The organism is Parendozoicomonas verongulae (assembly GCF_009711465.1).
Taxonomy (GTDB): Bacteria; Pseudomonadota; Gammaproteobacteria; order Pseudomonadales; family Endozoicomonadaceae; genus Sansalvadorimonas; species Sansalvadorimonas verongulae.
The window spans coordinates 25,492-39,926 of the sequence record NZ_SMME01000859.1 but is presented as its reverse complement, the minus strand read 5'-3'; the positions used below and the strand labels follow the sequence as shown (position 1 = coordinate 39,926).

Genomic DNA, 14,435 nt, shown 5'->3' with positions numbered 1-14,435 from the left:
TCCAAAGAGGCCGCACATGACCAGCTCTTAACTGACTGGAAACAGTGCGGCCTTTCTTTATTTGGGTGAGGAGACCAGGGCACCATAGCCCTGCTGCAACAGGATATTGCAGGAGAAAAAAATGAACCGCAAACGTGTTGTTATTACCGGCGTGGGGGCTATTACACCACTGGCATCAGGTTTCCAGGCAACCTGGGATAAACTTTTAGAAGGGCAGAGCGGTATTGGCCTGATAGAGCACTTCGATACATCCTCTTATCCCGTGAAAATCTGCGGGGCTGTTAACGACTTTCAGGTGGCTGACTGGCTTAATCCCAAAGATGCCCGCAAGATGGATCTGTTTCTTCAATATGGTCTGGCGGCTTCTATCGAGGCCATACAGAATGCTGGCCTTGAGGTTGATGAGGCCCTCAGCCCCAGAGCGGGCGTTGCCTTTGGTTCTGGTATTGGCGGTATCACCACTATTGAGGAGACTGTTTCCCTGCTGGAGAAAAAAGGTCCTCGCCGTGTTTCACCCTTTTTTATTCCTTCTTCTATCACCAATATGGTAGCGGGTTGGCTTTCTATGCAGTACAACCTCCGGGGCCCTAACTTTGCCCTCACAACGGCTTGTACGACAGGGACTCACTGTATCGGTATGGCTGCCAGGACTATTGCCTGGGGTGATGCGGATGTCATGATTGCCGGCGGTTCAGAGAAGGGCTCTGCGGAAGTAGGTATTGCTGGTTTCTCTGCGGCTCGTGCGCTCTCTTCCCGTAATTGTGAGCCTGAGAAGGCAAGCCGCCCCTGGGATAAAGACCGTGATGGCTTTGTATTGTCCGATGGTGCTGCCGCTGTCGTGCTGGAATCACTGGAGCATGCTCAAAAGCGTGGTGCTAACATTCTTGCGGAAGTCAGTGGGTTTGCCATGAGTGGCGATGCCTATCATATGACGTCTCCACCAGAAGACGGCCATGGTGCTATGCAATCCATGACCGGAGCTTTGAAAGATGCAGGCCTGAATGTTGATCAAGTGGACTATATCAATGCCCACGGTACGTCGACCCCTGCAGGGGACGTGGTGGAATCCCGGGCAGTTGAGCGGGTGTTTGGTGATCATGCACAGCATCTGGCGATGAGTTCTACCAAGTCCATGACCGGCCATCTTCTTGGTGCTGCCGGGGCATTGGAGGCAGTATTGGTAGCGCAGTCCATCCACGAGCAAGTGGCTTTGCCCACTATCAATCTTGATAATCCTGATGAGGGCTGTGTGCTGGATTATGTGCCACACAGCTCACGCTGTATGCGCATTGAACATGCGCTTTCCAACTCATTTGGTTTTGGCGGATCCAATGCCACGCTGGCGTTTTCCCGTTATAAATAGCGTGCAATACACTGCAATAGGCTGATATTTTGAGCGTGTCTCTTCCTCTGTTTCTGGTGGATGGTGAGCCGGCTGATGTTGTACCGGTCTCTGATCGAGGTTTTCAATATGGAGATGGTGTTTTTGAAACGATTCGGGTCGTAAATGGGCGGCTGCCGCTGAAGTTATTGCACTTTCGTCGTTTACAGAGGGGGTGCGACCGTCTTCGTTTGCCTTTGCAGATGCCAGCGCTTGAGCAGCAGGTGGAACGCTTTATCCAGGGTTGTGAAGATGGTGTGCTCAAAATTACTGTCACCCGTGGCAGTGGTGGGCGAGGATACAATCCGCTCGGAGCAAAGGGGCGCACTGTTTTAGGTTTATTTCCCAGAACGCCGGCCGCTAATGATTGGGTGAACGACGGTGTAAGAGTGAAGGTATGCGAAACCCGTCTCGGTCATTCTCCAACTCTGGCAGGCTTGAAACACCTGAATCGTCTCGAACAGGTGCTTGCCCGTGGGGAGTTTACTACCCAGGATTTTGCAGAAGGCATGGTGCTTGATATTCACGACAATGTGATAGAAGGCACTATGAGTAATGTTTTTCTGGTAGCATCAGGAGATGTCCTTGTACCTGATCTTTCCCTGTGTGGGGTAGAAGGGGTCATGCGGCAGTGGTTGATTGATTCTTTCTCTCAGAATGTATTATTTCGTGTAGGTCAGTACACATTGGATGATGTGCGGCAAGCCGACGAAGTATTTTTTGCCAATAGTGTGATGGGAATATGGCCTGTGCGCGAATGTGCTGGCCGAACATGGCTTCCCGGTCCGGTGACCCGAAAGTTTCGAAAAGAGGTAGTTCAGCTCTTTAATGATTAAACGTGTTCTTCAAATCGTTTCTCTTTTGATAGTACTGGCTGTTGCTTCTGTAGCTGGTGCCTATGCTTATGTTTCCTCCTGGCTGAAAAAGCCTGTTGTTGATACTGATACCCAGTTTGTAGTTGAGCGTGGGGAGAATTTCTCCGGTGTTGTTCATCGCTTAACGGAAGAAGGTTTGGTCGACCAGCCTCTGCTGTTAAAGGCTTATGGTCGTTTAACAGGCAAAGATACAGGCCTTGTGGCAGGTGAATATAATATTGAGTCAGGTTCAACGGTGGTTGCTCTGGTTGACCATCTCTCCTCAGGAAATGTGATTCAGCATGCGGTGACTCTGGTAGAAGGAAAAACTCTGGCAGAGAATCTTCAGGACTGGTCGGACACCCGACTGGAAAAAGTGCTGGCAGCAGATGATGGCAAGCTTGAGGCGATTTTAAAAATTAGTGCGCCGTCTCCCGAAGGGTTGTTTTTCTCCGACACGTATTATTTCGAAGCCGGTGATACCGAGCTTTCCATTCTCCGCCGCGCCCATCAGCGTCTGCTGGATGTGCTGAATGATGAGTGGAAAGGGCGCCAGGAGGGACTTCCCTATAAAACACCTTATGAGGCACTGGTGCTCGCGTCTGTTATTGAACGGGAAACAGCTGTACCTGCAGAGCGGTCAGTTATTGCTGGGGTATTTGTGCGCAGATTGCAAAAAGGCATGCGTCTGCAAAGTGATCCAACGGTGATTTATGGTATGGGCAGTGCTTATGACGGCCGTATTCGTCGAAGGGATTTGAATACGCATACCCCCTACAATACATACCGTATTAATGGTTTGCCGCCCACACCGATTGCATCTGTTGGACGTGAATCTATCCATGCCGCGCTCCACCCGGCCGATGGAAAGGCGCTATATTTCGTAGCTCGTGGCGATGGCTCTCACAAATTCTCTACAACGCTCGCAGAACACAATAGAGCTGTGAGAAAATACCAGTTGAACAGGCGTGATGATTACCGGAGTACGCCTTTACCTGTTGCCAATGAGGCAACGGTGCAAAATTAGAGACAGGAAGAGATATGTCTGACTTGGGACATAACAGCGCAAATGCTGATTACCCCGGATTTTTCCTCACAGTTGAAGGTGGGGAAGGTGCGGGAAAAACAACCAGCATTGAATTTATTTCTACCTGGCTGAAAGAGAGGAATATCGACTTTATCCAGACCCGTGAACCCGGTGGCACACCGTTCGCGGAGCGTATCCGCGAATTGCTGTTGGCACCTGGTGATGAGAAAGTTGCGGATATGACCGAGCTGCTGCTGATGTTCGCAGCCCGTGCCCAGCATATCGAGTCTGTGATTAAACCAGCTTTGGCGGCTGGCAAGCTGGTGCTGTCTGACCGGTTTACCGATGCCAGCTTTGCCTATCAGGGAGCGGGGCGTGGTTTGAGCCTTAAGGCTCTTTCTACATTGGAGTCTCTTGTTCAGGGTGAGCTTCGCCCGGATATGACATTGCTGCTGGACCTGCCAGTGGAAGTGGGTATGGCCCGGGCATCGGGTCGTGGTGAGCTGGATCGTATCGAACAGGAAAAAACAGATTTCTTCGTGCGTGTGCGTCAGGGCTACCTGGCCCGCGCTGACGACGAACCCCAGCGGTTTGAGATTGTGGATGCATCCCAGTCTATCGAGAACGTACAGGTGGCCATAGCCGAAGTACTTGGCAAGCGAGTCAATCATGGCTGATCTGCATCAGCCTATGACCTGGCACGGGGGTAACTGGCAACAGTTGTCCCAGCGCCTTGCGGATAACCAGCTTCCCCATGCTTTGTTACTGCGTGGGCAGTCTGGCGTTGGCAAACGGGAGTTTGCACTGGCTTTTGCCCAGTATGTACTGTGTCAGGAGAAAACGTCCGGCATGGCCTGTGGACGTTGCCGGAACTGTCAGTTGAATAAGGCGAGAACTCACCCCGACCTTCTGCTCATTGAGCCTGAAGAGCGGGGCAAGCAGATCAAGGTGGCACAGGTGCGCGCCATGATTGAGTTTACCGAGAAAACCCCACAACAGGGTGGTTTTCGTGTTGTCGTTCTGTGTCCGGCTGAAGCCATGAACATCAGCTCAGCTAACGCACTGCTGAAGTGTCTGGAAGAACCCGGCCGTGATACCTTGATGCTATTGGTCAGCCAGCAGGTAAGCAGCCTGCTGCCTACAATTCGCAGCCGTTGTCAGCAGGTACTGTTCTCACGCCCTTCCACGGAAGATGCCTTACTCTGGCTGAAGAAACATGTGCCGGAAGATGAGAAAGCCAGAATCCTACTACAACTTGCGGCTGGTGAGCCTTCCACGGCTTTGCGCTATGAGCAGGAAGGCCTGCTTGAACAGCGAGAGGCTATGAAATCCGGCCTGGCAGGTCTTAGCCGAGGCAAGCTGACACCGGCGGAGTTGGCACTGAACTGGCAGGCTTATGATCAGGTTATTGTGCTGGAATGGCTGTGTCTGTGGGTGCAGGAGATGATCCGCTACTCCACTACGGGGCAGAATAAGTATCTGGAAACAGATGATATGGCGAAAATGTTCCGGTATATCGGTGATCGTGCGGGTAGCCGCAGGCTGCTGAATACACTGCAATGGCTTCTAGAGCAACGGGCCATTGTGCAATCTCAGGTGACTTTGAATAAACAACTGCTGATTGAAGCGGTTCTGGGTCGCTGGCTCGCGTTAACCGTATAGAATGTAAATAAGACAGTTTTTAAGAACGACGATTGAGAAGAATAACGGGGGAGTCTTTATGGCAGGGCTGGGCGGTGCGAAAGCTAATATTTTTTCTGTGGTCATTCAAGATGAAGCTGTACTTTATTCGTCCTATATGCCTTTTCTGAAGGGGGGAGGGCTATTTATTCCAACAAAAAAAACCTACAAAGTCGGGGATGAAGTGTTCCTTCGCCTGACCTTGATGGATGAGCCGGGCAAACTGCCTGTGGCCGGCCGGGTAGCCTGGGTGACCCCCAAAGGTGCTCATGGTAACTTCAAACAGGGTATTGGTATTCAGTTCACGGACTCAGATGATCTGGTTCGTGGAAAAATCGAAACTTATCTGGCCGGCACAATCAGTTCCGAGCGCCCGACCAGTACAATGTAAGCTATTTAGAATCTTCATGTTTGTAGACTCCCACTGTCATCTCGATCGACTGGATCTTGCTCCCTATAACGGAGATATAAGGGCAGCCATTGCCGCTGCCAATGAAGCAGGGGTGAATGGAATCCTTTGCGTTTGTATCGATATGGAGAACTTCCCCGCTGTTTTGAAGCTGGCTCAGCAGAATAATGTCTGGGCCTCCGTAGGGGTACACCCGCTGGAAGGCAAGTCCCGCGAGGCCACAGCCGAAGAACTTCTTGAGTGCACAAAGCACGATAAGGTGGTAGCTATTGGTGAAACCGGGCTGGACTACTACTATGCCAAAGATGAAAAAGAGAAGATGCAGCAGCGATTTGTCACTCAGCTGCAGGTAGCTGCTCAAAGCCAGTTGCCGGTGATTATTCATACCCGCGATGCGCGGCGGGACACTCTGGACCTTATGCATGCCCATGCTTCTCAAGAATCTGCGGGTGTTCTGCACTGCTTTACGGAAAACTGGGATATGGCAAAGGCTGCCATGGATATGAATTTCTATATCTCACTTTCTGGTATCGTCACCTTTCGCAATGCCGACGCTCTGCGCGATGTGGCTAAAAAAGTGCCTCTGGATCGTCTTCTGATTGAAACCGATGCCCCTTATCTGGCGCCGGTTCCCCATCGTGGCAAATCCAACGAACCCAAATATGTAGCAGATGTAGCTCGTTACCTTGCTGAGTTAAAAGGGGTTTCTGTAGAAGAGCTGGCGCAAGCGACAACTGACAACTTCTTCCGTCTGTTTAATAAGGCCTCTCTCACCCAGTCCTGACCCTAGCTGCTTTAACTATCCTTTCGTAACATCTTGCGCAGACTCTTCGCCTGGCCTGATTCTTATAGATATATTATACAATCATATATCTATACGAATAGATGAAACCTGCATCGACTACGTATTGAAATATAGAAAGCAGGGGGAACTGTCAGGAGGAGGCTCGTTAGAGCCTGTTATTCCGAGAGCGCAGCGTTAAACAGGGCTTGAGTGTAACTATGTTGTGGGGAGTTCAGGATTGTTTCTGTGTCTCCCCGTTCCACTATCTCGCCATCCTTCAAAACGGCAATGCGGTGGCTCATGGCACGAACAACAGAGAGATCATGACTGATAAAAATATAAGACAAGCCGTATTTTCTTTGTAATTCACGGAGCAAGTCAATCAGCTGTAACTGCAATCGGCGATCCAGAGAGGAGGTCGGTTCATCCAAAATCACCAGAGCGGGGCGCAGTACGATGGCTCTGGCAAGAGCGATGCGCTGGCGTTGACCGCCGGAAAACTCATGGGGATAGCGGTTAAGAACATTCGACTCAAAACCCACTTCCCCAAGGGTTTGCTGCATCCGCGTCAGGCGCTCATCCGCGTTTAATATCGTGTGAATCATCAAACCCTCTTCCAGAATGTCACTGATAGTCATGCGAGGGTTTAAACTGCCAAAAGGGTCTTGAAATACTAATTGAATATCTTTGCGAATAGGGCGGAAGGCTTTTTCGTTCAGGGTGTGAACAGCCCGCTCCTTCACATAAATCTCACCTTCCGAGTTCAGCATCTTGAGAATAGCAAGCCCCAGTGATGTTTTGCCGCTGCCGCTTTCACCAACAACCCCCAATGTTTCCCCGGCTTTTATGGACAGCGTAATGTCCTTAACAATCATTTGCCTCTGGTGTGCTTTAAACCATGTTTTCTGGCTGCGATACCAGGCAAACAGGCTGCTCAAGTGTAATGTCATAGTCTGATTTTGTGCCGGAGGGTAGGGAGAGCCTGATGGTCTGCTGTTAATCAGTTCTCGAGTTACCTGATGTTTTGGTGCAGAAAAAATCAGGTTTGTTGGCGCCTGCTCGATGATTGCCCCGTCAGCCATCACGCAAACCTTGTCACAATAGCGTTTTACAATACCTAAGTCATGGGTGATAAACAGAACTGCCATCTGATATTTACGCTGCAATCTTTGTATCAGCTGAAGAACTTGTTGCTCAACCGTCACATCCAGTGCCGTTGTGGGCTCGTCGGCAATTAATAGCCTGGGCTTGTTAGCGATAGCCATGGCAATCATCACCCGCTGTCGTTGTCCGCCGGAGAGTTGATGGGGCAAACGGTTCACTAGTTCTTCCGGCTGAGGCAATTCCACATCACGGAACAGCGCAATGGTTTTTTTGAGGGCTTCTTTTTTTGTCATGCTCTGGTGGATCAGTAGATTCTCTTCTACCTGTCTGCCCACCTTATGAAGTGGATTGAGCGATGTCATAGGCTCTTGAAAGATCATGCCAATCTGCTTCCCACGGATACGTTTCATTTGTTCAGGGGGCAGGGAGAGCAAGCTCTGGTCTTCATAGTGAATTTGGCCGGTCACCACCATATCCTCAGGAAGAAGGCCGGGGATGCTGTATGCCGTCAGGGATTTTCCAGCACCAGAATCTCCCACCAGAGCGACTGTTTCTCCAAGGTTGATAGAAAGACTCAGACGATTGACTAAGACCTTGTCCTTCAATGAGATGGTGACGTCTTGCATGGTGAGTAAAGGAGTATCAGCCATGAACCACCCTCGGGTCTAATGCATCTCTCACACCTTCACCTACAAAAACCAGAAGGATCAGAAGTGATGATGTGACAGTGAACGCTGTTATGCCCAGCCACGGTGCTTGCAGATTATGTTTACCTTGAGCAATTAACTCTCCCAGTGAAGGGGAGCCGGAAGGCAGACCAAAGCCAAGAAAGTCCAATGAGGCCAGGGTGGTAATTGCACCGCAAAGGATAAATGGTAAATAGGTCACGGTGGAGACAAGCGCATTCGGGAGAACGTGTCGGACAATCACTCGAGAAGGTGGAACCCCCATAGCCCGTGCGGCCAGAACATATTCATAGTTCTTGGCTTTCAGAAATTCTGCCCGTACCAAATCAACCAATGGCATCCAGGAAAACAGTAACAGGATGGTCAGTAATGCCCAGAAGCCGGTATTGATTAATCCCGATAAAATAATCAGTAAGTACAAAACCGGCAGACCAGACCATACCTCCAGAAAACGCTGCCCTGCTAAATCTACAGTGCCTCCGTAATAACCCTGAATCGCGCCTGCTGTGACACCAATCAGCGAGCTTCCCAGCGTAAGCAACAGGCCAAATAGAATGGATGTGCGTAAACCATAAAGAACTCGGGCCAGTACATCCCGGCCTTGATCGTCAGTCCCCAGTAAATTTTCCAGAGAAGGGGGGGAGGGACCGGATTTGTTGTAATTGACTGAGCTGTAACTAAACGGTATGGGGGCTGTGATCACCATTCCGTCGGCTTCTTGTATGCGTTGGTAGATATAGTTATCCTGCCAGTCGGGTTCCAGTTCCAGCTCGCCCCCAAAGTTTGTTTCTGTATAGGTCTTAATGAATGGGAAATAGAGCTGACTGTTATAGGCAATGAGCAGCGGCTTATGGTTGGCAATGACATCTGCAAACAGACTGACGAAAAACAGCACACCAAAGACTTTCAGAGAAATGATGCTGCGGCGGTGAGAGCGGAACACGTTCCAGCGTCTTCGATTAAGCGGGCTCAAATCGCAGAGTTTTTTAATCGCTGCCATCACAGAGTTGTCCTCGATTCAAAGTGAATACGAGGATCAATAGCAACGTAGGTCAAGTCACTAAGCAGCTTTATCAAAAGTCCCAGCAGGGTGAAAATATAGAGTGTTCCGAACACCACCGGATAATCCCGCTGAATCACAGCTTCAAATCCCAGCAAGCCGAGACCATCCAGTGAGAAAATAATTTCAATCAGCAGACTGTTGGTGAACAAAATACTTAACAGTGCGGCTGGTACCCCGGAAATCACTAGCAGCATGGCATTACGAAAAATGTGCCGAAATAATATCTGCTGTTCAGTTAACCCTTTAGAGCGGGCCGTAACGACATACTGTTTGCGAATTTCCTCAAGAAAGGCATTGCGGGTAAGGAGTGTGAGAGTGGCGAAATTTCCCACCACCAAAGCAGTAATGGGCAAGACCATATGCCAGGCATAGTCCTTGATCTGCTCAAACCAGCCCAGCTCTTCAAAGTTGTCGGATACCAGCCCCCTTAGGGGGAAAACCTGCCAGTAGGAACCACCAGCAAACAGGACCACCAGTAGCATTGCAAACAGGAAACCCGGAATCGCATAACCTGTTGTAATCACCAGGCTCGTCCAGGCATCAAAGGTGCTGCCTTGTTTAAGAGCTTTGCGAATACCCAGTGGTATGGAGATCAGATAAACCAGCAGGGTACTCCACAGTCCGAGGGAGAGGGATACGGGCATTTTTTCGAGAATCAGATCTGTTACATCAATGGTGCGATAAAAGCTTTGTCCCAGATCCATGGTGATATAGTTTTTTAACATTTTCAGAAAACGCTCATGGGGCGGGCGGTCAAAGCCATACTGCTTTTCTATCTGTTTGATAATTTCCGGAGAAACCCCTCGGCTGCTCTGGCCTTCATTCAGCTCAAGTGCGTTCAACTGGTTGGCGGCAGAGTTATCGCCAGATATGCGACGGGTTACATTGGTATCAAATCCCTCCAGCTGGGCAATCATTTGTTCCACAGGCCCACCGGGGGCGGCCTGAACAATGATGAAATTCAGCAAAAGAATGCCAAACAGAGTTGGCACCAGCAGTAATAAACGACGAAGGAGATAAGTAGCCATCAGTGAGGTTCTGCCCACCAGGTGGCTCTTTCCAGACTGAATTTTGGCAATCTTTCAGGGTGTTTGATGTTGCTGCTATGAATGACTCGCCAGCTGGAGTTGTAGAACAGGGGCACAACCTTGAAGTCCCAGAGCAGGCTGCGATCCAGAGCATGAACCAGAGTGACCAGTTCTGGCCATGTTTTGGCTGATGGTATTCTGTGTACCAAATTGTCTATAGCAGGATTGTTCACACCTGCAAAATTCAGAGTTCCGGGCTGGTCGCTGCCTTCACTGCCCCAGAAACTCATTTGTTCCTGACCCGGTGAAGGAGTATGTCGAAAACTGTGCAGGATGATATCGAAATCCAGTTCGCGAATATGTTTGAGGTAACGTGCGCTTTCTACAGTACGCAGACGCATCTCAATACCCGCTTCTGCAAGCCGTTGTACTTGCCCTTGCATAAGACGTTCAAGGCTGGGATCACCCAGCAGCATTTCTACGATAACGGGTTGACCATCTGCCTGCATTATTTTGCCGTTCACTAATAGGAAGCCTGCCTGCTGGAAAAGGTTGAGGGCATGCTTTAACTTCTCTCTCTTTTTCATCCCCGTAAACGGTGGCCATTGATGGGTAAAGACCCGTTGGGGCAGGTGATCTTTCAAAGGGGTAAGAAGGGCAAGTTCCTCTGAGTTGGGTAACCCTGCAGCAGCCAGCTCAGAACCAGCAAACAGGCTGGTTGCCCGTTCAGACGTGTTGTTCAACAGGTTTGAGAGCACCCAGTCAATATCGAAGAGGGTGGCAATGGCTTCTCGTACCCGGACATCGCTGAACAAAGGTTTGCGTGTGTTAAAAACAAGGGAGTCGGTTTGCGGGTTGTGGTTCACCCAAGTGCTTTTGACAAGCTTTCCTTTATCAAGAGCACGTTGGCTGTAGCCTTTTTCCCAGAAGCGTGGGTCACTTTCCAGTTGCCAGTTCAGCTGACCGCTGTTTATCGCTTCAACAGTGATATGGTTATCCCGAAAGAAGTCGTAGCGAACAATGTCGAAGTTGTAGCGGCCAATATTTGTGGGGATGTCTTTGGCCCAGTAATTGGGGTCGCGTTTGTATTCCACAAACCGACCGGGTTGAAAACGATGGATTTTGTAAGGCCCGCTGCCTATAGGGATATCCAGTGTGGTTTCACTGAAATCCCGATTTTGCCACCAGTGGCTGGCAAGAACAGGAAGCTGGCCGAGAAGCAGGGGTAGCTCCCGGTTTTGGTTGTGTTTAAATGTGAACAGTACGCGCTGGGGGGAAGTGGCTTCGACCGTGTCGACATCCTGATAAAACTGGCGCCAGAACAGGCTGCCTTTTTCGGTAATAGTTGTGAAACTGAATACCACATCGTCCGCCGTTATCGCTTTGCCATCGTGGAAGTGAGCTTTGGGGTTGATGTGAAAGGCAACCCAGCTGTTATCCTCGGGGCTTTCGACTTTTTCAGCTACTGCACCGTACTTACTTAATGGTTCATCCCACCCGCGCATCATCAGTGTTTCATTGGTATAGGTCAAACCGAAAGGTACTTTGCCGTTAGGGCCGTAGGCATTAAATGTGTCGAAACTGCCGATCTGTGCGACATTCAGTGTGCCACCTTTTGGAGCGTCGGGGTTGACAAAATCAAAGTGCTTCATGTCCGCGCCATATTGAGGCGTGCCATAAAGAGAAATTGCATGACTGAAGGTAACCGAATTATCACCTTCAGCCTGCAGGAAGTGAGCAAGCGTCCATAAAAAAACGACAGCGATAAAGCGAAGCGACATGTTTAAGCAGGCCTGATTATTTTCTGTGTCCTGCTTGAAACTATAGTCTGAAACTGTGTGTTCTCAGGTGTTTCTGTTTTAGATAAAAGAAAGGGGAGCGTTTGGCTCCCCTTGTCGTTTTTTTGTTTGAGTGATCAGCGCGTTACATCAACAAACAGAGTCAGGGTATCACCAGGCTGGAGATACTTGCCGAGAGTGTTGTTCCAGTTACGGATATCACTGACTTTCACGCCATATCGGTAGGCGATCACAGATAGGTTATCGCCACTGCGTACACGGTAGGTTAATTTTCGTACTACTCCCTGGCTGCTTTGCTTAGCAGCGGTGGTCCAGATCACCAGCTTCTGACCAATGCGCAGAGTGTCCCGTGGTGTCATGCTGTTCCAGGACGTGAGTTTGGAAACGGTTACATCATACTCTCGGGCAATATCCCAGAAGCTATCGCCGCTTTTCACCACATAATCAATTTTGTTGTGGCCCTTAACCGGACGGCTGGCTTTGGCCAGACGACGCTGTTCTGCAGTCAGACTGTAGTTGTCGCTATCTTTAGAGGGAACAGGAATCAGCAGAGTCTTGCCTGCCACAATACGGGAACCGGAAATCTGGTTGATGTCGCGGATCAAATCTACAGAGGTGCTGAAACGTTTGGCAATGAGGATCAGACTGTCACCGGAGCTGATGGTGTAACGCTGCCACTTGAGTCGCTGCTCAGGAGGAAGAGCATCCAGAGATTCTTTGAATGAGTCGGCCTTTTCAATGGGAATCAGTAGCGTATGCGGGCCGTCTGGATTGGTGGCCCAGCGGTTAAAGGCTGGATTCAGACGGTAAAGATCATCCAATTTCATCTCAGCCAAAGAGGCCGCGCGGGCAAGATCAATTTGCTGACCAATATTCACCTGTTTGAAGTAAGGCTCGTTAGGCACAGTGTTCAGCTTGATGTTGTATTTTTCAGGATTACGAACAATCTTACTGATAGCCAGCAGCTTGGGCACATATGCGGAGGTTTCCCGGGGCAGAGAGAGGGACCAGAAATCAGTTGGCTTGCCTTTTTTGCGGTTGCGCTTGATGGCATTTGCCACAGTGCCACGGCCGGAGTTATAAGCGGCCAGTGCCAGCTCCCAGTCGTTAAACTGTTTGTTTAACTCTTCCAGATAGGTATAGGCAGCGTCGGTTGCAGCAACAACATCACGGCGGCCATCGTACCACCAGTTCTGTTCAAGCCCGTAGTGACGACCCGTTGCAGGCATAAACTGCCAGAGGCCAGAGGCGCGGGCGAAAGAGTAAGCGAATGGATCAAAGGCGCTTTCTATAACTGGCAGCAAAGCAATTTCCATGGGAATATTCCGCCGCTGGGCTTCGCTGACGATGTAGTAGAGATAAGGTTCTGAGCGTTTGAGCACGCGATTAAAATAGGATTGGTGTCGGCTGTACCAGCGCAGCTCTGCACGGATGCGCGGATTATCGGCATCAAGGTCCAGATTCAGTCCTTCCCGAATCACTGTCACCAGATCTTCAGGGGGAAGGTCTGGAACAACAACGGGAGCGACTTCTTCAGAATTGGCAACTGCAGCCGGGTCAGCACTCTGGGTATCACTGATAAGGCTGGTGTCAGCAGTAGTCTGTTGCCCCCCCTCTACAGTGTGAACATGACTCAAAGACTGACAACCGCTAAGGGCAACTGCAAAAGCCACAGGTGTCAGCAGTTTGAGAGAGTGGCCGAACAGGCCTTTGGAACAAGCGTCCTGAGTGGGCGTCTTATCGTACATTGGGATCCGTGAGTTTTTATTAACAGTGTAAGACATACCTTAAAAGTTATCCTTCCACTGACGGATAATTGCGAAGGTGTCTTCTGCAGAAGTTGGGGTGCGCCCACTGTGACGGCTGGCTGCCTCTTGAACATCAGGGATGGAAGCACGAAGAAATGGATTGGTTCTCAGCTCTGTATCCAGAGTGGAGGGGACAGTTGCCTGCCCTTGTTCACGTAACTGCTGTACGTCACTGACACGCTGTTTCAGCGCACTGTTATCAGGCTCCACGGCCAGAGCAAAGGCAAGGTTGCTCTGGGTATATTCATGGGCACAGTAAACCAGAGTTTCCGATGGTAAAGCGGTCAGTTTGTTGAGAGATTTAAGCATCTGGGCAGGAGTGCCCTCAAGCAGACGACCGCATCCACCTGCAAACAAAGTATCACCACTGAACAGCACAGGCTGTGCAAGCTGAGCGAAGTAGCTGATCCCCCCGGAGGTATGGCCGGGAGTATCGATCACCGTGAAGGTTTGTTCGGCGATCGTAAAGGTATCACCCTCAGAAAGGGGGTGGGTAATACCAGGAATGGATTCAGATGCGGGACCATAAATGACCAGTTCTTTTGCAGCTGCACTTGCCAGCTGGCGAAGGCCACCGGTATGGTCTGCATGGTGGTGAGTTATCAGAATGCCTGCGAGGGTATAACCTGTTTGCCGACAGGCTGCTTCTACAACACTGGCATCACCAGGATCGACAACATAGCATGTACGACTTTCGGAGTCAGCCAACATCCAGATATAGTTGTCATTAAATGCCTGCAGGCCACGGATAGAAAGCATATTTCAGCCTGGTTTGATAATAGTGAACGATATGTGATCGTACTGGTTAAGTT

The 14,435-nt window shown here is 50.1% G+C and carries 13 protein-coding genes; 7 read left to right on the top strand and 6 right to left on the bottom strand.

Annotation, left to right across the window (positions count from 1 at the left end):
* Positions 1-121: 121 nt before the first annotated feature.
* The 7 genes from fabF to E1189_RS16970 are packed head-to-tail and all read left to right on the top strand — an operon-like array spanning position 122 to position 6,135.
* On the top strand, positions 122-1,363 hold the full coding sequence (gene fabF, locus E1189_RS17000; protein WP_155161799.1) for a beta-ketoacyl-ACP synthase II: 1,242 nt from the start codon (positions 122-124) through the stop codon (positions 1,361-1,363).
* A gap of 35 nt (positions 1,364-1,398) precedes the next feature.
* Positions 1,399-2,217 (top strand): aminodeoxychorismate lyase, encoded by an 819-nt coding sequence (pabC, locus tag E1189_RS16995; RefSeq protein ID WP_329602098.1) that lies wholly within the window; start codon positions 1,399-1,401, stop codon positions 2,215-2,217.
* Positions 2,210-3,262 (top strand): endolytic transglycosylase MltG, encoded by a 1,053-nt coding sequence (mltG, locus tag E1189_RS16990; RefSeq protein ID WP_155161797.1) that lies wholly within the window; start codon positions 2,210-2,212, stop codon positions 3,260-3,262. Before pabC ends, mltG begins: the two co-directional genes overlap by 8 nt.
* Before the next feature lie 14 nt (positions 3,263-3,276).
* Positions 3,277-3,939 (top strand): dTMP kinase, encoded by a 663-nt coding sequence (tmk, locus tag E1189_RS16985; RefSeq protein ID WP_155161795.1) that lies wholly within the window; start codon positions 3,277-3,279, stop codon positions 3,937-3,939.
* A complete protein-coding gene (locus E1189_RS16980; RefSeq protein ID WP_155161793.1) occupies positions 3,932-4,924 on the top strand; it encodes a DNA polymerase III subunit delta' in 993 nt (330 codons plus the stop codon). Before tmk ends, E1189_RS16980 begins: the two co-directional genes overlap by 8 nt.
* A gap of 58 nt (positions 4,925-4,982) precedes the next feature.
* Complete coding sequence (locus E1189_RS16975; protein WP_155161791.1) at positions 4,983-5,333, top strand: PilZ domain-containing protein; 351 nt, start codon at positions 4,983-4,985, stop codon at positions 5,331-5,333.
* A gap of 16 nt (positions 5,334-5,349) precedes the next feature.
* The gene (locus tag E1189_RS16970; RefSeq protein ID WP_155161789.1) at positions 5,350-6,135 is read left to right on the top strand and encodes a TatD family hydrolase; all 786 of its coding nucleotides are present in this window, start codon (positions 5,350-5,352) and stop codon (positions 6,133-6,135) included.
* Positions 6,136-6,311: 176 nt separating this feature from the next.
* Here the strand turns inward: E1189_RS16970 and E1189_RS16965 are convergent, their stop codons facing one another.
* The 6 genes from E1189_RS16965 to gloB form a co-directional block, all read right to left on the bottom strand.
* The gene (locus E1189_RS16965) at positions 6,312-7,889 is read right to left on the bottom strand and encodes an ABC transporter ATP-binding protein (protein ID WP_155161787.1); all 1,578 of its coding nucleotides are present in this window, start codon (positions 7,887-7,889) and stop codon (positions 6,312-6,314) included.
* The gene (locus E1189_RS16960; protein ID WP_155161784.1) at positions 7,882-8,925 is read right to left on the bottom strand and encodes an ABC transporter permease; all 1,044 of its coding nucleotides are present in this window, start codon (positions 8,923-8,925) and stop codon (positions 7,882-7,884) included. Before E1189_RS16960 ends, E1189_RS16965 begins: the two co-directional genes overlap by 8 nt.
* Entirely contained in the window at positions 8,925-10,016 is a 1,092-nt protein-coding gene (locus E1189_RS16955; protein ID WP_155161839.1) for a microcin C ABC transporter permease YejB, read from the bottom strand. The genes E1189_RS16960 and E1189_RS16955 overlap by 1 nt, the downstream gene beginning before the upstream one ends.
* The gene (locus tag E1189_RS16950; protein ID WP_155161782.1) at positions 10,016-11,797 is read right to left on the bottom strand and encodes an extracellular solute-binding protein; all 1,782 of its coding nucleotides are present in this window, start codon (positions 11,795-11,797) and stop codon (positions 10,016-10,018) included. The genes E1189_RS16955 and E1189_RS16950 overlap by 1 nt, the downstream gene beginning before the upstream one ends.
* 134 nt (positions 11,798-11,931) lie before the next feature.
* Positions 11,932-13,563, bottom strand: coding sequence for a LysM peptidoglycan-binding domain-containing protein (locus tag E1189_RS16945; protein WP_155161780.1), 1,632 nt, complete (start codon positions 13,561-13,563; stop codon positions 11,932-11,934).
* A 39-nt stretch (positions 13,564-13,602) separates the two neighbouring features.
* The gene (gene gloB / locus E1189_RS16940) at positions 13,603-14,382 is read right to left on the bottom strand and encodes a hydroxyacylglutathione hydrolase (RefSeq protein WP_155161777.1); all 780 of its coding nucleotides are present in this window, start codon (positions 14,380-14,382) and stop codon (positions 13,603-13,605) included.
* Positions 14,383-14,435 lie beyond the last annotated feature (53 nt).

Excerpts from the sequence above, each read along its gene's own strand:
- fabF (WP_155161799.1), top strand. The coding sequence starts at position 122 with ATGAACCGCAAACGTGTTGTTATTACCGGCGTGGGGGCTATTACACCA.
- mltG (WP_155161797.1), top strand. The coding sequence starts at position 2,210 with ATGATTAAACGTGTTCTTCAAATCGTTTCTCTTTTGATAGTACTGGCT.
- tmk (WP_155161795.1), top strand. The coding sequence starts at position 3,277 with ATGTCTGACTTGGGACATAACAGCGCAAATGCTGATTACCCCGGATTT.
- E1189_RS16980 (WP_155161793.1), top strand. The coding sequence starts at position 3,932 with ATGGCTGATCTGCATCAGCCTATGACCTGGCACGGGGGTAACTGGCAA.
- E1189_RS16975 (WP_155161791.1), top strand. The coding sequence starts at position 4,983 with ATGGCAGGGCTGGGCGGTGCGAAAGCTAATATTTTTTCTGTGGTCATT.
- E1189_RS16970 (WP_155161789.1), top strand. The coding sequence starts at position 5,350 with ATGTTTGTAGACTCCCACTGTCATCTCGATCGACTGGATCTTGCTCCC.
- E1189_RS16965 (WP_155161787.1), bottom strand. The coding sequence starts at position 7,889 with ATGGCTGATACTCCTTTACTCACCATGCAAGACGTCACCATCTCATTG.
- E1189_RS16960 (WP_155161784.1), bottom strand. The coding sequence starts at position 8,925 with ATGGCAGCGATTAAAAAACTCTGCGATTTGAGCCCGCTTAATCGAAGA.
- E1189_RS16955 (WP_155161839.1), bottom strand. The coding sequence starts at position 10,016 with ATGGCTACTTATCTCCTTCGTCGTTTATTACTGCTGGTGCCAACTCTG.
- E1189_RS16950 (WP_155161782.1), bottom strand. The coding sequence starts at position 11,797 with ATGTCGCTTCGCTTTATCGCTGTCGTTTTTTTATGGACGCTTGCTCAC.
- E1189_RS16945 (WP_155161780.1), bottom strand. The coding sequence starts at position 13,563 with ATGTACGATAAGACGCCCACTCAGGACGCTTGTTCCAAAGGCCTGTTC.
- gloB (WP_155161777.1), bottom strand. The coding sequence starts at position 14,382 with ATGCTTTCTATCCGTGGCCTGCAGGCATTTAATGACAACTATATCTGG.